At 71.3% G+C, this 17,716-nt stretch carries 20 protein-coding genes, 1 tRNA gene and 2 riboswitches; of the genes, 6 read left to right on the top strand and 15 right to left on the bottom strand.

Annotated features, from left to right (window positions below; translation table 11 throughout):
* Positions 1–8 precede the first annotated feature (8 nt).
* On the top strand, positions 9–209 hold the full coding sequence (locus Aru02nite_RS17245; RefSeq protein WP_203658653.1) for a DUF5999 family protein: 201 nt from the start codon (positions 9–11) through the stop codon (positions 207–209).
* A 36-nt stretch (positions 210–245) separates the two neighbouring features.
* Here the strand turns inward: Aru02nite_RS17245 and gcvP are convergent, their stop codons facing one another.
* The 10 genes from gcvP to clsA all read right to left on the bottom strand — a co-directional run bounded on the left by gcvP (position 246) and on the right by clsA (position 9,603).
* The gene (gene gcvP / locus Aru02nite_RS17240; protein ID WP_203658782.1) at positions 246–3,086 is read right to left on the bottom strand and encodes an aminomethyl-transferring glycine dehydrogenase; all 2,841 of its coding nucleotides are present in this window, start codon (positions 3,084–3,086) and stop codon (positions 246–248) included.
* Between the two features lie 113 nt (positions 3,087–3,199).
* Positions 3,200–3,296: riboswitch (glycine riboswitch) on the bottom strand.
* Positions 3,297–3,395: riboswitch (glycine riboswitch) on the bottom strand.
* A gap of 99 nt (positions 3,396–3,494) precedes the next feature.
* Positions 3,495–4,031 (bottom strand): MerR family transcriptional regulator, encoded by a 537-nt coding sequence (locus Aru02nite_RS17235; RefSeq protein WP_239076751.1) that lies wholly within the window; start codon positions 4,029–4,031, stop codon positions 3,495–3,497.
* Between the two features lie 311 nt (positions 4,032–4,342).
* Positions 4,343–4,807 carry a bifunctional nuclease family protein gene (locus Aru02nite_RS17230; RefSeq protein ID WP_203658649.1) on the bottom strand — a complete coding sequence of 155 codons (465 nt, stop codon included), beginning with the start codon at positions 4,805–4,807 and terminating at the stop codon, positions 4,343–4,345.
* A gap of 229 nt (positions 4,808–5,036) precedes the next feature.
* Positions 5,037–5,732, bottom strand: coding sequence for a transcriptional regulator FtsR (ftsR, locus tag Aru02nite_RS17225; RefSeq protein ID WP_203658647.1), 696 nt, complete (start codon positions 5,730–5,732; stop codon positions 5,037–5,039).
* 64 nt (positions 5,733–5,796) lie between these two features.
* On the bottom strand, positions 5,797–6,237 hold the full coding sequence (gene odhI, locus Aru02nite_RS17220; RefSeq protein WP_203658645.1) for an oxoglutarate dehydrogenase inhibitor Odhl: 441 nt from the start codon (positions 6,235–6,237) through the stop codon (positions 5,797–5,799).
* Between the two features lie 197 nt (positions 6,238–6,434).
* A complete protein-coding gene (gene gcvH / locus Aru02nite_RS17215) occupies positions 6,435–6,815 on the bottom strand; it encodes a glycine cleavage system protein GcvH (protein WP_203658643.1) in 381 nt (126 codons plus the stop codon).
* A 79-nt stretch (positions 6,816–6,894) separates the two neighbouring features.
* Entirely contained in the window at positions 6,895–7,695 is an 801-nt protein-coding gene (locus Aru02nite_RS17210) for a DUF881 domain-containing protein (RefSeq protein ID WP_203658641.1), read from the bottom strand.
* Between the two features lie 2 nt (positions 7,696–7,697).
* The gene (locus Aru02nite_RS17205) at positions 7,698–8,030 is read right to left on the bottom strand and encodes a small basic family protein (protein ID WP_203658639.1); all 333 of its coding nucleotides are present in this window, start codon (positions 8,028–8,030) and stop codon (positions 7,698–7,700) included.
* Complete coding sequence (locus tag Aru02nite_RS17200; protein WP_203658637.1) at positions 8,027–8,992, bottom strand: DUF881 domain-containing protein; 966 nt, start codon at positions 8,990–8,992, stop codon at positions 8,027–8,029. Before Aru02nite_RS17200 ends, Aru02nite_RS17205 begins: the two co-directional genes overlap by 4 nt.
* Positions 8,992–9,603, bottom strand: coding sequence for a cardiolipin synthase ClsA (clsA, locus tag Aru02nite_RS17195; RefSeq protein ID WP_373324886.1), 612 nt, complete (start codon positions 9,601–9,603; stop codon positions 8,992–8,994). The genes Aru02nite_RS17200 and clsA overlap by 1 nt, the downstream gene beginning before the upstream one ends.
* Positions 9,604–9,908: 305 nt before the next feature.
* On the opposite strand from clsA, the gene Aru02nite_RS17190 reads away from it, so the two are divergent.
* Positions 9,909–9,982: transfer RNA gene (locus tag Aru02nite_RS17190), tRNA-Pro, on the top strand.
* A gap of 548 nt (positions 9,983–10,530) precedes the next feature.
* Here Aru02nite_RS17190 and Aru02nite_RS17185 read toward each other — a convergent pair.
* From Aru02nite_RS17185 to Aru02nite_RS17175, 3 genes are all read right to left on the bottom strand, one after another.
* Positions 10,531–10,926 carry a VOC family protein gene (locus tag Aru02nite_RS17185; protein ID WP_203658633.1) on the bottom strand — a complete coding sequence of 132 codons (396 nt, stop codon included), beginning with the start codon at positions 10,924–10,926 and terminating at the stop codon, positions 10,531–10,533.
* Between the two features lie 228 nt (positions 10,927–11,154).
* Positions 11,155–11,805 (bottom strand): response regulator transcription factor, encoded by a 651-nt coding sequence (locus Aru02nite_RS17180; RefSeq protein ID WP_203658631.1) that lies wholly within the window; start codon positions 11,803–11,805, stop codon positions 11,155–11,157.
* Positions 11,793–13,049 (bottom strand): sensor histidine kinase, encoded by a 1,257-nt coding sequence (locus Aru02nite_RS17175; protein WP_239076742.1) that lies wholly within the window; start codon positions 13,047–13,049, stop codon positions 11,793–11,795. Before Aru02nite_RS17175 ends, Aru02nite_RS17180 begins: the two co-directional genes overlap by 13 nt.
* A gap of 171 nt (positions 13,050–13,220) precedes the next feature.
* On the opposite strand from Aru02nite_RS17175, the gene Aru02nite_RS17170 reads away from it, so the two are divergent.
* Positions 13,221–13,682 (top strand): hypothetical protein, encoded by a 462-nt coding sequence (locus Aru02nite_RS17170; RefSeq protein ID WP_203658627.1) that lies wholly within the window; start codon positions 13,221–13,223, stop codon positions 13,680–13,682.
* Positions 13,683–14,024: 342 nt separating this feature from the next.
* On the opposite strand, the gene Aru02nite_RS17165 is transcribed toward Aru02nite_RS17170, so the two are convergent.
* The gene (locus Aru02nite_RS17165; protein ID WP_203658625.1) at positions 14,025–14,291 is read right to left on the bottom strand and encodes a dsRBD fold-containing protein; all 267 of its coding nucleotides are present in this window, start codon (positions 14,289–14,291) and stop codon (positions 14,025–14,027) included.
* Between the two features lie 193 nt (positions 14,292–14,484).
* Here Aru02nite_RS17165 and Aru02nite_RS17160 point away from each other — a divergent pair, with 193 nt between their 5' ends.
* Complete coding sequence (locus Aru02nite_RS17160) at positions 14,485–15,633, top strand: acyltransferase family protein (RefSeq protein ID WP_203658623.1); 1,149 nt, start codon at positions 14,485–14,487, stop codon at positions 15,631–15,633.
* A gap of 77 nt (positions 15,634–15,710) precedes the next feature.
* Positions 15,711–16,184, top strand: a complete 474-nt coding sequence (locus Aru02nite_RS17155) for an ATP-binding protein (RefSeq protein WP_239076741.1) — start codon at positions 15,711–15,713, stop codon at positions 16,182–16,184.
* Positions 16,185–16,200: 16 nt separating this feature from the next.
* On the opposite strand, the gene Aru02nite_RS17150 is transcribed toward Aru02nite_RS17155, so the two are convergent.
* A complete protein-coding gene (locus Aru02nite_RS17150) occupies positions 16,201–16,731 on the bottom strand; it encodes a MarR family winged helix-turn-helix transcriptional regulator (RefSeq protein WP_239076740.1) in 531 nt (176 codons plus the stop codon).
* Between the two features lie 40 nt (positions 16,732–16,771).
* On the opposite strand from Aru02nite_RS17150, the gene Aru02nite_RS17145 reads away from it, so the two are divergent.
* Positions 16,772–17,671 carry a DMT family transporter gene (locus tag Aru02nite_RS17145; RefSeq protein ID WP_203658619.1) on the top strand — a complete coding sequence of 300 codons (900 nt, stop codon included), beginning with the start codon at positions 16,772–16,774 and terminating at the stop codon, positions 17,669–17,671.
* Positions 17,672–17,716 lie beyond the last annotated feature (45 nt).

Raw genomic sequence — 17,716 nt, 5'->3', positions numbered from 1 at the left:
CCACCACCATGTGCCAGCACCAGCCCCCCTGCCCCTCCGCCGACGAACCGGCCCGCGAAGCCGCCAAGACCCGCTCCGCCCACCCCGAGCAGGGTTGGAGTCTGCTCTGCAACGGCGTCGTCGTGTTCGACGACACCGGCGAGCTGCTGCCCGACGGCCAGCTCGTCGCCCCGCGCCGCGGCCCCGCCCGGCACCGCCAGGCCGCCTGACCCGGCAGCAACCACCACCGGGCCAGACCGGCCCACTCAGCTCTCGAACGCCTCCGGCGGCGGGCAGGAACACACCAGGTTCCGGTCCCCGTACGCACCGTCGATCCGACGCACCGGCGACCAGTACTTGCGGCGCGCACCGGCACCACCCGGCCAGCCGCCCACCGCCCGCGAGTACGGATGGGTCCACTCGTCGCCGGTCAGCATCTCCGCCGTGTGCGGAGCATTGCGCAGCGGATTGTCCTCCGCCGGCCACTGACCCGACTCGACCTTCGCGATCTCACCGCGGATCGCGATCATCGCCTCGACGAACCGGTCCAGCTCGGCCAGATCCTCCGACTCCGTCGGCTCCACCATCAGCGTCCCCGCCACCGGGAACGACATCGTCGGCGCGTGGAACCCGTAGTCGATCAGCCGCTTCGCCACATCGTCCACACTCACCCCGGACGACTTCGTCAACGCCCGCAGATCCAGGATGCACTCGTGCGCGACCAGGCCCTTGTTCCCCGCGTACAGCACCGGGAAGTGCTCCCGCAGCCGCGTCGCCAGATAGTTCGCCGCCAACACCGCCGCACCCGTCGCCGCCGTCAACCCGTCCGGGCCCATCAGCCGCAGGTACGCCCACGAGATCGGCAGAATCCCCGCCGACCCGTACGGCGCCGCCGCGATCGTCGGCCGCGCATCGTCGCCCAGCATCGGATGCCCCGGCAGGTACGGCGCCAGATGCGCCCGCGCCGCCACCGGCCCGATCCCCGGACCGCCACCACCATGCGGAATGCAGAACGTCTTGTGCAGGTTCAGATGCGACACGTCCGCACCGAACCGGCCCGGCTTCGCGAACCCCAACAGCGCGTTCAGGTTCGCACCGTCCACGTACACCTGGCCGCCGACCTCGTGCACCTTCGCGCACAACTGCGCGATGCCCGTCTCGTACACCCCATGAGTCGACGGGTACGTCACCATGATCGCGGCGAGCGTGTCGGCGTGCTCGCCGATCGCCCGGTCCAGATCGGCCAGGTCCACGTTGCCGTCGTCGTCGCAGGCCACCACGACCACCCGCATGCCCGCCATCACCGCCGACGCCGCGTTCGTCCCGTGCGCCGACGACGGGATCAGGCACACGTCCCGGTGGCCCTCCCCGCGCGCCTGGTGGAAGCCGTGGATCGCCAGCAGACCCGCCAACTCGCCCTGGCTACCCGCATTCGGCTGCAGACTGACCGCGTCGTAGCCGGTGACCTCCGCCAACCAGCCACACAGGTCCGCGATCAGCGTCGCGTACCCCTCGGCCTGGTCCGCCGGCGCGAACGGGTGGATGTTCGCGAACTCCGGCCACGTGATCGGCTCCATCTCCGTGGTCGCGTTCAACTTCATCGTGCACGACCCCAACGGGATCATGCCCCGGTCCAGCGCGTAGTCCTTGTCCGCCAGATCCCGCAGGTACCGCAGCATCGCCGTCTCCGAACGATGCGCCGAGAACACCGGATGCGTCAGATACCCACCCGTACGGACCAGCGCCGCCGGCAGCGGCTCCGCCGCCGAGGCGTCCACCTCGCTGATCGACGGCTGCGCATCGAGCCCGAACGCCCGCCACACCGTCAACAGGTCGCCCTCGGTCGTCGTCTCGTCGCACGCCACCCCGACCGTGTCGGCGTCCACCAGCCGCAGGTTCACCCCGCCGTCCCGGGCCGCCGCCACCACCTGCTCCGCCCGGCCCGGCACCCGCGCCGACACCGTGTCGAAGAACACCCCGTGCACCACCTCGACCCCACCCGAGCGCAGCCCCGCCGCCAGGATCGTCGCCAACCGGTGCGTACGCGCCGCGATCCGCCGCAGCCCGTCCGGCCCGTGATACACCGCGTACATCGACGCCATGACCGCCAACAGCACCTGCGCCGTACAAATGTTGCTGGTCGCCTTCTCCCGCCGGATGTGCTGCTCCCGCGTCTGCAACGCCAGCCGGTACGCCGGCGCCCCGTCCGCGTCCCGACTCACCCCGACCAGCCGGCCCGGCAGCATCCGCTCCAGACCCTTGCGTACCGACATGAAACCCGCGTGCGGGCCACCGAACCCCATCGGCACCCCGAACCGCTGCGCCGAGCCGACCACCACGTCCACACCGATCTCACCCGGCGGACGCAACAGACACAGCCCCAACAGATCCGCCGCCACCGTCACCAGCGCGCCCCGCTCGTGCGCCTGCGCCACCAGCGACCCGTGATCCACCACCCGACCCGACGCCCCCGGGTACTGCACCAGCACCCCGAAGAACTCGCCGTCCGGCAGACCCTCCGCAAGATCCGCCACCCGCACGTCGATACCCAACGGCAACGCCCGCGTCCGCACCACCGCCACCGTCTGCGGAAGTACATCGGAATCCACCAGGAACACCGGCGACGACGACTTCTTGTTCGCCCGCCGCGCCAGCGTCATCGCCTCCGCCGCCGCCGTCGCCTCGTCCAACAGCGACGCGCCCGCCACCGGCAGCCCCGTCAGATCCTCGATCACCGTCTGGAAATTCAGCAGCGCCTCCAGACGCCCCTGACTGATCTCCGGCTGGTACGGCGTGTACGCCGTGTACCACGCCGGGTTCTCCAGTACGTTGCGCAGAATCACCGGCGGGGTGTGCGTACCGTGGTAGCCCAGGCCGATCATCTGCACCATCGGACGGTTCGCATCCGCCAGCCGGCGCAGCTCCGCCGCCACCTCCGGCTCACTCGCCGCCGGCGGCAACCGCAGCCCCCGCACCTCCCGGATCGCCTCCGGCATCGCCGCATCCAGCAGCTCCGCCACCGACGAATAGCCCACCGCCGCCAGCATCTTCTGCGCATCGACGTCGTCCGGGCCGATGTGCCGCGCCGCGAACGGCACCGCCGCCAGCTCACCCAGACCAGCGCCAGCAACGTTGTCCGGGCCGAGTACCGGTGCCCGATCGGTCATCACGATCTCCAGGAGGTCGCCGCGGATGCGGACCGAACGGCCCGCGCCAGGGTCCCTCCCCCTCTGTCCTCAAACCTGAGAGCTTCGCCCGAAAGCTTGCCCCGTCGGTGAGATGCGCCGCGCCCGCGACACACCTGCTCTCCAGAGGTGCCTACCCACGCGGTCCTTTTGCCTGAGAGGTTCCGGGGAGGAGTTGCCCCTTCGGCGCCCCCGACCGTACGGCCGGACGGTCTCTCCCACGCAGGTCGTCAGCTGCTACCAAACCTACCAGCCGACACCGGCCGTTAACCCGCCACGCCACCGACCTGCACCCGCCACCGCAGAACGTGACGGTCCGTACACAAACGCTCAGCCCACGTGCCGCCGCGCCCGCCGCGCCGCCAACTCGTCACTCGCCGACGCCGCCGGCACATCGTCCACACCCGCCGCAGGCTCCGCCGGCAACTGCGCCAACGACCCGCGGATCTCCTTGAACGCCCCACCGATCGCGATCCCGAACACGCCCTGCCCGCCCTGCAACAGATCCACGACCTCCTCCGGCGAACGGCACTCGTACACCGTCGTGCCGTCCGAGATCAACGTGATCTGCGCCAGATCGGCCACCCCACGCGACCGCAACTGGTCGATCGCCTTCCGGATGTTCTGCAACGACACCCCGGCATCCAGCAGCCGCTTGACCACCTTCAACACCACGATGTCCCGGAACGAGTACAGCCGCTGACTGCCCGAACCCGCCGCCGGCCGCACACTCGGCACCACCAGACCCGTCCGGGCCCAGTAATCCAACTGCCGGTACGTGATGCCCGCCGCATGACATGCCGTCACCCCGCGGTACCCGACATCGTCGGCATCCAGCGGACGCTCGTCCTCCGCACCGAACAACACACCCTGGGCCGGGTCGACAACACCGGACTCCGCACCCACCCGCAGCTCGTCCCGCGGACCGGATCGCCGCTCGTCCACTGTGCCAACCTCCCCGCACCACACTGCCGGGCGCATCGACGCCGGCACACAGCGTGTGGCGTCACCCTCGACGGTAGGAACACCGCGGCGCGGGGTCAACCACAGGCAACCCGGCCGTGATCCCGCGACAACACGAACCCTATACCGGGGGTTGAGGCCGAATCGGCGTCAAGCGACGCGACACGCCGAACAGAGCTGGCCAGGAACGCGAGAGTGTAACCGCGGCAACGCCGTCAGCCGGCGAAATCCTCCGGACTCACCTGATCGAGGAACTCGCGGAACTTCTCCACCTCGTCCTCCTGCTCGTCCGGGATCACGATGCCCGCATCCTCCAGCACCTGCTCGGCACACCGGATCGTGGCACCCACCCGCAACGCCAACGCGATCGCATCCGACGGGCGCGCCGACACCCGCACACCGTCACCGATCACCAGCTCCGCATAGAACACGTTGTCCTTCAACTCCGTGATCTCCACGAGCTGAAGCGGCGAACCCAGCGCCGTCAACACATCCCGCAGCAGGTCGTGCGTCAACGGCCGCGCCGGCTTCACCCCCTGCTGCTCGAACGCGATCGCGGTCGCCTCCACCGCACCGATCCAGATCGGCAGGTACCGATCACCGGCCGCCTCCTTCAGAAGGACGATCGGCTGGTTGCCCGGCAACTCCACCCGGACACCGACCACGCTGAGCTCCTGCACCGCCGCCTCCGTCGTTCCCGGACGTGTCCCCACCCGCACGGACGACCCGGGCCCAACCGCAACCGCCGCAACCACGCCGGCCGCGGCGCCAGGCCGGACACACCGACGAACAGGGAATCCCGCGTCTTCCTAGCACGGTACACGCGCCCGAGACAGATCGTCCGGCCAGCCGACGCCCTCACCCCGACGACACCACAGCCCGCCACACCGACACCGCCGGCGCGAACCGTCAACGACCCAACTGGTCCCGCAACCCCGCCTGAACCAACGCGGCATGCAGCCGCAACGACAACGCCGCCAACTCCCGCACCGTCTCCGCCGCACGAGCATGCGCCTCCGGCCCACGCTGCCGCGCCAACGGCGCCACCACCTGCTCGAACAGACCGATCTCCCGATCCGCCGCCGACCGGTACGCCCGCAGATGCCGCGGCTCCACCCCGAACCGCGCCAACTGGCCGACCACCTTCGCGATCTCCAACGCATCCGCGTCGTAGTAACCCGACCGGGCCGCGACCAGACCGTACTGCTCCAGATCCCGCAACTGCGCATCCGAAATCTGCGCCCGGTCCGCCACCTCCGCACGCGACAACCGCGCATCCCCGTACCCGGTGTCGAAGTCACCCGCCGTCGGCAACTCGTCCACCGCCACCAACGGCGGCCGCGCCGACACCCCGCCACCCGGCGGCATCCGACCCTCGTCCATCGACGCCAGATGCTCACGGATCACCCGCAACGGCAGATAGTGATCCCGCTGCGCCGTCAGGATGTACGTCAACCGGGCCACGTCGTCCCACGAATACTTCCGGTAACCCGACGCCGTACGCTCCGGCTCCACCAGCCCCTCGGACTCCAGAAACCGCAACTTCGAAATCGTCATATCCGGAAAGTCAGCACGCAGGTGGGCCAACACCTCACCGATGCTCATCGACGCACGCGAACCATCCGCCGCCCGCGCCGCAGAGCCCTCGGACTCGGCCACCCCAACTCCCCTACGCGTCGTCCACCTTCGGACCGGCGATCAGGACCAGCCGGAACTTGCCGATCTGCACCTCATCGCCATTGCTCAGGGTAGCCGTCTCGACCCGCTCACGGTTGACATACGTCCCGTTCAGGCTGCCCACGTCGCGAACCGTGAACACCCCGGCCTCCCGGTGAAACTCCGCATGCCGCCGCGAGACCGTCACATCATCCAGAAAGATGTCACTGTCCGGATGCCGCCCACTCGTCGTCACATCATGATCCAGCAGGAACCGGGCACCCGCATTCGGCCCACGCCGAACCACCAACAACGCCGTACCCGGCGGCAACGAACCCGCCAACCGGGACGGAACAACATCGGCGTCGGCACTGTCCAACATGTCCTCGAGCGCACCGAGGTTCAGCGTCGACGTGACGTCGAGCGGGGGGAACTCGTCGTCGGGGCGGGTCATCGAACCACCTCAAGCTCTGGAGAACGGGACGGACGGACACGCCGACCCGACCCGGCCGACAAGACGGCCAGCCGACCGGAGAACCGACGCCGCGCACACCACCGCCCACACCCGGACGACAGGCCACACGACCCCGACCCGTACCCGGGCCAACCAGCCGCTACCACACTACGCCGCGGCACACCGCCAACGGCACCTCAGCCCTGGCTGGTGATCTTCTCGTACGCCGCCGCGTCCAGCAGACCCGCCACCACCGACGGATCCGCCAACTCGATCTCCACCATCCAACCCTCACCGTACGGATCCCGGTTCACCAGATCCGGCGCATCCGACAGCGCCTCGTTCCGCGCCGTCACCGTCCCCGCCACCGGCGCGTACAGATCCGACACGCTCTTCGTCGACTCCAACTCGCCCACCGACTCGCCCGCCGTCACCGTACGACCCGGCTCCGGCAACTCGACGAACACGATGTCGCCCAGCGAATCCTGCGCGAAATCAGTGATGCCCACCCGCACCGTGCCACCCGACGGCCGCACCCACTCGTGCTCAGCCGTGTACCGCAGATCGTCAGGAATCACGAAAGCCCTCTCAGGAGTCACGGCCAAACGACCAGGCCACCGACAACAACCGAGACGCCAATGTACGACAACGCCCCAGCTAGGACACCGGCCGGGCATACCGCGGAGACGGCGTCGCGCGCGTCGCCGAGACACGTACCAGCGACGGCTCCCGGACACTCACGCTACCGCCGGACTGCCGCACCGTGTCCACAACCCCACCCGGGATGTTCAACGCCGCCTGCATCGTCGCCGGATCACCGATCACCGACACCGTGTACGGCGCCGACAACCGCGCCGACCCCACCGACACACCCGAACCAGAATCCACGAACGCGGTCGACGCCACCACCCGTACCGTCCGGCCGTCGGACCCGGCGACCTGCATCGCCTCCGCGCCCGCCCCGCGCAACTCCTCCACCGCGTCCAGCAACACACTCGCCGCAACAGCGTCCCGACCCGACCGGAACACGATCGACAGCCCGGGCCCCTCCGCCGGCAACGTCCCCGCCAGAATCCCCAACTCGTCCGCCCGCTGCCGCGCGTCGTCCACCGCCGCCTTACGGCCCTGCTCACCCGAATTCAGCTGCTGCTTCTTCGAGTTCAGATCCGAGATGTCGTGCTGCAGCCGCTCCTTGCGCGAATCCAGATCGTCCAGGATCCGCACCAGATCCTCCTGCCGCGCCGCCGCCAGACCCTGATCCGAGTCACGGTCCTTCAACTGCACCGCCAGCGCGAACCCCAGCAACGCCAACAACACACCGATCAGCACACCCGAACGCGTCGGCAACCGGTGCGTCCACCACCGCGACACGGGCGCCCGCTCGGCATCCGCCCCCGCCGCAGGCTCCTCCGAGCGCTCCTCGGACTCCTCGCGTACCTCATCCGGATCGTCAGCCATGCTCACGCCTTGAACACCGTCTGCCGGATCGCCGCCACGTTCGCGAAGATGCGCATGCTCAACACGACCACCACACCCGTCGACAGCTGCGCACCCACCCCCAGCTTGTCGCCCAGGAACACGATCAGAGCCGCCACCAACACGTTCGACACGAACGAAATGACGAACTGCTTGTCGTTGAACTCCTTACGCAGCCACGCCCGCACCCCACCGGTCACCGCATCCAACGCCGCCACCACCGCGATCGGCAGGTACGCCTGCAACCCCGCCGGCACGCTCGGCTCCAGCACCAGACCCGCCACCACGCCCACCACCAGGGCGATCAGCGCGATCACCGGCCACCCCCCGACCGCGACGGAGACGGCGAACCCGAGCCCGACGCCGAACCCGACGGAGTCGGCGACGGTGACGGCACCGGCCGCGCGTACCGCAACGGCTGCTCCGGAGCCGCCGACAACGTCAACTCCGCCGAACTCTGCACACCGAACCCCATGTGGTACCGCTTCGCGAAGTCCCGGTAGCGCGCACCCACCGCCGAGGAGTCGAACCGCGACCGCATCGAATCCGGCCCCACCGCCGTGATCTTGTACGGATCGGTCACCGGCCGGAAGTCCACCAGGATCGCCGCCCCCGCAGTACGGATCGTCGACGTGGCACCCAACCGCTGACCGTCCACCGCCACCGCCTCCGCACCGTCATGCCACAGCTCGTTCACCACGTACTGGATGTCCAGGTCCAACACCCGACCCAGATTCTCCGAACTCGCCTTACCGGTCACCGGATCCTGCTGCTCCGGCGCGTCCGACAACGTCACCGTCACCCCCGGACCGCGCACCTTCGTCAGGCTCGTCGCCGCCTCCAGCGCCCGCAACCGCGACAACTCGTCCGAACCGGCCAACGACAACGCCCGGTCCCGGTCACGCGCCACCTCCGCCCGGAGCCGATCCGCCCGCCGCTGCATCGCGTCCGTCCCCGCCCGCTGGCTCTTCACCTCACCCACCAGCCGGTCGTGCGTACGCTGCGCCTCCGGCTGCGCGGCCACCGCGTGCCGGTACGCCACCGCCACCATCAGACCGAACACCACCAGCACCGCCGCCGTACCGAGCCGGCCCATGCGACGCTGCCACGGCGGCTCCGGACCCGAACGCCGCCGGCGCTCCGTGGCAGCCGCGTACCCCGGCTCCAGGGACGACTCGTACAGCCGGGCCAGCAGGTCGGCACCGAACGCCTTGCCCCACGTCCTACCCGACGGACCCGGACCGGTCGGGTCGCGCGGTGGCTCCTGCAGCGGGTCCATCAGCGCCCACCTCGCCTCGCCACCCGCACCACGCGGACCGCCTGGATCAGGTACAGCACCCCGGCGTACCAGTACAGCGCGGCACCCCACAGCGCCAGCGCCCACCCGAACGGGCGGCCCACCGCCTCCAGCCAGCCGCCCATCGACGCCAGCAACAGCACCGGGAACGAGAACATCAGCACGAACGTCGCCGTCTTGCCCAGGTAGTGCACCTGCAGCGACTGGTATCCGTGGTACCAGAGGACCGGCATGCTCAGGCCCACCGCCAGCTCCCTGATCACCAGCACCAGCGTGAACTGCCACGGCACGATGTCCCGCACCGTCAACGCCAGCAACGTGACCACGATGTACGCCCGGTCGGTGACCGGGTCGAGCAGCTGGCCGAGACGCGTCACCTGGTTGAGCCGGCGCGCGAGCTGCCCGTCGACCCAGTCGGTGCCGGCGCCGACCGCGAGTACGACCAGGGCGGCCACGTCGTGGTGCGCGACGAGCAGCAGGTAGACGAACAGCGGTACGCCGGCGAGGCGGACCAGGCTGACCAGGTTCGGCCAGGTGAAGACCTTGTGCGACACGACCTGGCCGGGGCCTGTCGTGGCCGGCGAGGTGGACACCGACCGGCGTGCCATCCGGCCTCCCCTCCGCGGCCATCCGGACCCGGCTGCGGGCCGAGACTCGGCGCGCGTCCTCGCGTCGGGACGCGCCACTCCCCCTGTTGGCGATGGCCATCGTAGCCGGTGCGCCGTTCGTCGCCGCGCGTGCCGGGTTCGGGTGGTCCCGAGCACGTCGCGCAATGCATCCTAGGAAGCTAGTACTAGTGGAATCGGCGTCGCCCCGACACCGCCCAGCCCGGTACGAACCCCCGCGCGGTCGACGAACGGCCTGCGCTACGCTGTTGTCGCCGCTGAAACAGCGGTGCCGGGACGTGGCGCAGCTTGGTAGCGCACTTGACTGGGGGTCAAGGGGTCGTGGGTTCGAATCCCGCCGTCCCGACCGGATCAGAACGGCCGTTGATCGGGGCATCACGCCAGGTCAACGGCCGTTCTTCGTGTCCACAGTAGACACTCCCCCGACTCAGCCGACCCGCGGCGCCGCCCCGGCCGGGGATCACATGGGGACCAGGCGGCGCCTTCGTGACCGACAGGCCGCGTACCGGCAGGCCCGGTCGACGTCCGATCAGGGCGCTGCTGGGTGGCCAGCGACCCGCTCCCCCGCGATCTCGGCGGGACACGTACTCCGGGTCGGTTGTCCAGGCCGGTCTGCCCGAACCGGCGCGGTCCTGCTCGGTGCCCTTGCCCCCGTGCATGGCAGTCCGCAGGGCCGCGCGGTCGTCGGACCACCAGGGGCAGGCATTTTGGGCACCGGGAAAGGTTGCACCGGAAAGCCGCCCGAACGCCACGCACCGCTCGTCGGCGCCCTCGTAGTGTCCATAGTGGACTGTGCTCGGGGGTTCGCCGGATGGGCCCGTATCGGCCGACCCGCGCCTTCCGGCCGCGATCGCCACGCCGGCGTGCACGACCTGTACGGGTGCCCGTGGTCGCCTAGTTCTGCGGTGCCAGGGTGCGCACCACACAGAACTCGTTGCCCTCGGGGTCCGCCATGACGACCCAGTTGCGGTCGCGGCCCTGACCCACGTCGACCTTGGTGGCGCCCAGGCCGAGCAGCCTGGTCACCTCGTCGTCGGTACTGGCGTCGATCGGGCTGACATCGAGGTGCAGTCGGTTCTTCACGGTCTTGCCCTCGGGTACCTGGATGAACTGCACCGTGGGCGGCATCTGGCGGGCCCGGATGTCCTCGACGGTCGGCTCCCACGAGCCGATCTCGACCCTGCCCGCGCCCCGGTCGATGACCGTGAAGTCCAGCACGGCGCACCAGAAGGCCGCGAGCCGCTCCGGATCGTGGCAGTCGATGTCCAACTCGGTGAACCTGCTTGTCATGACTCCCCTTGATCGTGCGGACGGGCTCCGAGTATCCCGCCCCCCGGCCTGCTCGGATGCCTGGGCTCAGCGCCGTGATCCGGCGCCCTCCGCGATCAACGCCCGTTCCGTACGGGCGCGGGCGTACCGGACGACGACGAGCACCGTGGGTTCCCCGCGCGTGAGCGGGGCGTGCGGGACGACCGCCAGCCGGTGCCCCGGTGGTACGGCACGTGGAGCGGTCGCGCGTTACGCGGTTGCGACGCCCAGGAAGCGCAGCACCGCCAGTACGCGGCGGTGGTCGGCGTCGGCCTTGGGCAGGTCGAGCTTGGTGAAGATGCTGTTGATGTGCTTGGCGACCGCGCTCTCGCTCACCACCAGCTCGGCGGCGACGCCGGAATTGGACCGGCCGCCGGCCATCAGCTCCAGTACTTCCCGCTCGCGCGGTGTCAGCCGGTCGAGCGGATCGCTGTGCCGGCGTACCAGCAGCTGCGCGACGACCTGCGGGTCGAGCGCGGTGCCGCCGGCCGCCACCCGGCGTACCGCCTCGGCGAACTCCTCGACGTCGGCGACGCGTTGCTTGAGCAGGTAGCCGACGCCCGAGGTGTGGGCGGCGAGCAGATCGGCGGCGTACCGCTCCTCCACGTACTGCGACAGCAGCAGCACGGCGGTGCCCGGGTACTGGCGGCGGATCACCAGCGCGGCACGTACCCCCTCGTCGGTGAAGCCGGGCGGCATGCGCACGTCGACCACGGCGATGTCGGGCCGGTGCTCCTCGACGGCCGCCAGCAGCCCTTCCGCGTCGGCGACCTGCGCGCACATCTCGAATCCGGCCGCCTCCAACACCTTGACCACGCCGATGCGCAGCAGGAGGGAATCCTCGGCGATCACGGCGCGCACGGCAGCTCCACGGTGAGGACGGTCGGGCCCCCGGCGGGGCTGTGGCAGGAGAACGTGCCGTCGACGGACGCGACGCGCTTGGCGAGCCCGGCGAGCCCGGTGCCGCCGGGCGCCGCGAGATCCGCGCCGCCCGCGCCGTCGTCCGCGACGACCACCAGCAGAGTCTCCCCGATCCGTTCCACGGTCACGTCCGCCCGGGTCGCCTGGGCGTGTTTGACCACGTTCGTCAGGGCCTCGGAGACCACGAAGTACGCGACGGCCTCGACCGTGGGTGAGGGGCGCTGCGGCAGGTTCACCGCCACGTGTACCGGGATCGGGAGGTGGGCGGCGAGCCCGGACAGCGCGGCGTCGAGGCCGCGGTCCTCCAGGACGGCCGGATGCAGGCCGCGTACCAGGTTGTTCAGCTCGGCGATCGCTTCCTTCGCCTCGCGGTGCGCCTCGTCGATCACCTTGCGGGCATCCGCCGGCAGGTCGCCGAGGGTGGCCCTGGCCAGGCCCAGGTTGACGGCGAGCGAGACGAGGCGCTGCTGCGCACCGTCGTGCAGGTCGCGTTCGATCCGCCGCCGCTCGGCGTCGGCGGCGTCGAGCACGCCGGCCCGGCTCTCGGCGAGGTCGGCGACCCGGCGGGCCAGCTTCTCCGTACGGCTGGGGCCGAGCAGGACCTCGGCCGCCCGGTTCTCCAGCCGTACCAGAGCGCCGGTCAGCCGGGGCGCGAGGAACAGCAGGACGAGGCCGCCGGCGGTGAGGTACGCGGCCTGCGTGGTGTACCCGAGGTCGGTGAAACGCCAGTGCGGAGGCAGCGCCCAGATCCACACGTAGATGGAGGCGGCCACGAGACCGGCGGCCCAGACGGCGAGGACGGCGAGGTCCATGACGGCGAACAGCGGGCCCGCCACGGCGTGGTAGCAGACCTGCCGCCACAAGGCCCGCGTGACCAGCCGGCGCACCGCCGACTTCCACGTACGTCCCGGCCCGGGTGCGGCGGGGCGCGGGAGGTCCTTGCCGGCGAGGGCCCGGTAGCGCCGCCGCTGCCCGACGGTCAGCAGGGGCGTCACGACGAGCGTGAGCAGCAGCGGCAGCGGAGCCACGGCCGGTACCAACGCCGCCAACGTGCCGAGCAGCCAGAGCCACAGGGGTACCACGGCGAGGTGGAGCGGCAGGCCGGCGGCGACGAGCGCGGTCCGGTGTCCCGCCCTGCGGAACGGCCGGACCAGCACCAGCCGCAGCCACCTCGTGAATTGCATGCGGCACACGGTAAAGCCGCAGGCCATCCCCGTGCCATGACGCTCCCGCCCGGTTCGGAGGTGTACTTGTCTCCACCCCAGGTCGGAACCCTGCGTGACTGACGGCGCCCCGGTGCACCCCGGAGGCTGGAGTACGTGCAGGGAAGATCCGGCGGGGAGCGGGGGAACACGATGCGTCAACTGGCCTGCTGCGACGAGGACGTGGCCGGTGCCGAGGCGATCCCGCTCCACGAACAGGCGGCGGAGCCACGCCCGGCGGTGGGCATGCGGCGGGCCGGGCGGCTGCTGGTCGCCTGCGGACTCGCCCTGCTGCCATGGCTGTACGTGCTGGCCACCGGCCTGCCGGCCACCGCGACCGCAGCGCACTGGCCGATCGCCTGGGTCGGGCTCGACACGCTGGAGGCGCTCGGTCTGATCGCCACCGGCCTCCTCGCCGCCCGCGACGACCGGCGGTACGCCCTGACAGCCGCCGCGACAGCGACGCTGCTCGTGGTGGACGCCTGGTTCGACACCACGACCGCGGCCACGGGCGGCGACTTCGCCACCGCGGTCGCCATGGCGCTCGGCGCCGAGCTGCCGCTCGCAACGCTGTGCGTCCGGCTGGCGCTACGAACGCTGGGCCGGCGCGCGTGACTGCTCCTTTCCGGCGTGTTCGGTTCCCATTCCCAGCAGGGGGCGATCGGCGATGCAGGGTTCGGTGGCCGGTTCGAACAGGGTGGGCAGACCGCCCGGAGGACCGCGCCCCGCGGCGCCGGCCGACACGATCGCCTCCCGGCGGAGCCGATCGGACATGGCGGACGGCACAGGCGCGACCAGCGCATCCCGGGCCACGTCCGATCGGCCGCGGCCCGACGCCCGAGCCGCGACCTTCAGCGGCGCCCGAGCCGCGGGTTTCAGTGAGTCCGGGTTTCAGTGAGTCGCGGGTTTCAGTGAGTCGCGGGTTTCAGTGAGTCGGGGTTTCAGTGAGTCGGGGTTTCAGTGGGTGAGGCGTACCGGCTCGTGGGTGACGGCCTGGATGTCGCCGGCCGCCGTCAACAGCAGCCGGTACCCGAGGTCGGTCAGGGCGCGGGCCGCCGCGAGTTCCGCGCCGATGGCGGGGATGTCCTCGTCCATCGGGCTGACGCGGGCCCTGCCCCGCCCGGTGATGGGCTTGGGGCCGCCGGTGTCGAGCCGCGCCTCCGCGTACGTTCGGCCGTCGGTGTCGTCGACCACGACGTCGACGTGCCACTGCTTCGTGACCATGGTGTCCTCCTCCCGCCCACCACCAGTCCACGCCGGTACGGAGCGGGTGGCAACCCACCGGCGGCGGCCCGGATCCACCGATCGGTGGATCGGCACCGTCCACCCGGGCGGTACGGCGGATCGACCGGTCCGGCGGGCCGGGGCGCTGCCGTGGTCGATGTGGCACCCGGGTGTGCTCGGCGAGGCTGAACGCATGTCACAGGTCTCGATCGCACAGCAGCCGGCGGTACGGCCGTCCGGCACGCCAACCCGCCTGGACTGGGTCGACCGGCTGCGGGTTGCGCTGACACTGCTCGTGGTCGCGCACCACAGCGCGGCGACCTACGCCTCCATCCCCGTCTGGTACGTGCTGTTCGGCGGCAAGGACGCCTCGGCGGGCGCGCTGAGCGGGTTCATCGTGCTCAACCAGCTGTGGTTCATGGGCGCGTTCTTCCTGTTGTCGGGGCTGTTCGCGCCGGGGTCGGTGGACCGCAAGGGCACCGGCCGGTTCGTACGGGACCGGTTGCTGCGTCTCGGTGTGCCGCTGCTGGGGTACGTGCTGGTGATCCGGCCGTTGGCGATGCTGCCGTCGGGCATCCAGGAGCTGCGCCAGCACCACGCCGCCGGTACGCCGTTCTCGCTGGCGCGGTTCGTCGCGTTCGGCGGTGATCCCGGCGTCACCTGGTTCCTTGAGGTACTGATCGTGTTCAGTCTCGGGTACGCGGTGCTGCGGCTGGTCCGCCGCCGTCGTGCCGAGCAGCCGGCCGGCCAGCCCCGGCTGTGGGGCGTGGCGCTGCTGACCGCGGTACTCGCCGCGGCGATGTACGGCTGGATGTGGCTGGTCCCGCTCGGCACGTACTGGCCGGTGGTGGGGTTGCCGTCGCCGACGTTCCTGCCGCAGTACGTGCTGATGTTCGGGGTCGGCATCGTCGCCACCCGGCGCGGCTGGCTGGCCCGGGTGCCGGGCTGGTGGGCGGCGCTGGCGGCACCCGCGCTCGTCGTCGGCGGTGTCGCGTTCGCGGTGACGATGGGCAGCCAGCCGGGCCCGCACCACGTGGTCGGTGGCGCGGTGTTCGCCGCCGGTTCGGCGCTGTTCGCCGTCGCCGCGACCCTCCTCGCGGTACTGGTGTTCCGCCGCTGGGCGAACCGGCCCGCGGGACGGTTCAGCCGGTGGGTGTCCGGCCAGGCGTTCGCGGTGTACGTGGTGCACCCGGTCGTGCTGGTGTGGACGGCGATCGCGCTGATGGGCGTGGGCGGACCGTCGGCCCTGCGGGCGGTGCTCCTGTTCGCCGTCGGCGCCCCGCTGAGCTGGCTGGTCGCCTGGCTGCTGCGCCGCATCCCCGCGGTACGCCGGATCATCTGACGGCACCGTCACCCGTCGCCCGTACCCCGGCCGGGGTACGGGCAACTGTCCACTGTGGACGCAGGTAGCCTGGACAGGTGGCGGCGGTACTGGTGACGGGCATGTCCGGCGCGGGAAAGTCGACCGTACTGGCCGAGCTGGCCCGGCGCGGACACCCGGTCGCCGACACCGACCTCGGCGGGTACGTGCAGAGCGTGCCGGTCCCGGGCCGGGCCGAACCCGAGCGGCTGTGGCGGGCCGACCGCATCGACGCGCTCCTCGACCGGTACGCCGCGGACACGCTGTTCGTCGCCGGCTGCGTCGCCAACCAGGGCCGCTGGTACCCGCGGTTCGCCGCGGTGGTCCTGCTGACCGCGCCGATCGACGTACTCCTGGCTCGGGTCGCGGCCCGCCCGACCAACCCGTTCGGGCGTACGGCGGCGGAACGGGCGCGGATCGTCGCGGACACGGCGGCCGTCGAACCGCTGCTGCGCGCCGGCGCCACGCTGGAGATCGACACCCGCCGCCCGGTCCCGGACGTGGTCCGCGTGGTCACCGCCGCGGCCCGCTGAGCGCTGGGCGGGCCGGTCAGGTGGGTGGGGGTTGGGGCTGCTCCAGGCGGGCGAGCCAGGCGGTCAGGAGGCGTTCGAGCCGGGCGGCCTCGGCGGGGCTGAGCGCGTCGAGCAGCCGCCGCTCGTTGCGCATGTGCTCGGCGAACGCCCGGTCGATGAGCGACCGTCCGGCGTCGGTGAGGGCGACGACCCGGCCGCGCCCGTCGTGCTCGCTGGCGCGGCGGGCGACCAGACCGGCCCGTTCGAGCCGGTCGAGGCGCTTGGTCATCGCGCCGGTGGTGACCATCGTGTACGAGGCCAGTTCACCGGGCGCCCGCTCGTACGGGTCGCCGGCGCGGCGCAGCGCGGCCAGTACGTCGAACTCGCCCTCGCCCAGGCCGTACCGGCGGTAGACGACGCACAGCTCGTCGGTGAGCAGGGACGCGACCCGGTGCAGGCGGCCGATCACCCCCTGCGGAGCGACGTCGAGGTCGGGGCGTTCCCGGGCCCACTCGGCCTGGATCCGCGCGACGCGATCCAGCGACTGCTCGTCCTTCGGCGTGCTCACCCCACCAGAGTACCTTCCGCGGAAGGTACAGTTGCCTTCCATGGAAGGTACTTTGCGCTGGAGTCTCGTCGCCGCCGTCGCACCGGTCGCCTGGGGCACCAACTACTTCGTCACCCACGAGTACCTTCCGGCGGACAAACCGCTGTGGGGCGCCGCGATCCGCGCGCTGCCCGCCGGCCTGCTGCTCCTCGCCGTACGCCGGCGCCGGCCGCACGGCGACTGGTGGTGGAAGTCGGCCGTGCTCGGGGTGCTCAACACCGGTGCGTTCTTCGTACTGATCTACCTGTCGTCGCACCTGCTGGCGACCAGCGTGGCGGCCACGATCATGGCCGTCTCCCCCGTCGTACTCGCGCTGCTGGCGTGGCCGGTGGTGGCCGAGCGGCCGACCGTACCGGCGCTGGCGGGCGCGGCGGTGGGCGTCGCCGGCACCTGCCTGATGCTGCTGACCGGCGCCGTACCGGTGGATCCGTTCGGGGTGGCCGCCTCCGTCGGCGCCATGCTCATGTCATCGGTCGGGTACCTGCTGGCGAAGCGCTGGAGCGCCCGGGTCGACGTGCTCGCGTCCACGTCCTGGCAGCTCGTCGCCGGCGGTGTGCTCCTCGTACCGGTGGCGTGCCTCGCCGAAGGCGCCCCACCCGTGCTCGGCCCCGCCGCCCTCGCCGGCTTCGGGTACGTGACGGTGGTGGCCACGGCGGTCGCGTTCACGGCCTGGTTCGCCGGGCTGCGGCACCTGCCGGCGGCGGCGGTCGGGCTGATCGGCCTGCTCAACCCCGTCACCGGCGTACTGCTCGGCACGCTGGTCGCGGGCGACACGATCACCCCGCGTCAGGGCCTCGGGCTGGGGCTCGTACTGGTCGGTCTGCTGCTCGGGCAACCCGTCGTGGCGCGGCTGCGGCGTACCGTCCGGGCGCCTGCCGTGGACCGATCTTGCGGATGGTGACGATCGCCCGGTCCGTACGGGGGCCGGGAGGCGAGCGCTGGCTAC

This window comes from Actinocatenispora rupis (assembly GCF_016861975.1).
GTDB classification, from domain to species: Bacteria; Actinomycetota; Actinomycetes; order Mycobacteriales; family Micromonosporaceae; genus Actinocatenispora; species Actinocatenispora rupis.
Note: the sequence above shows the minus strand (reverse complement) of the source record. Positions and strands in the feature narration are given on the sequence as shown.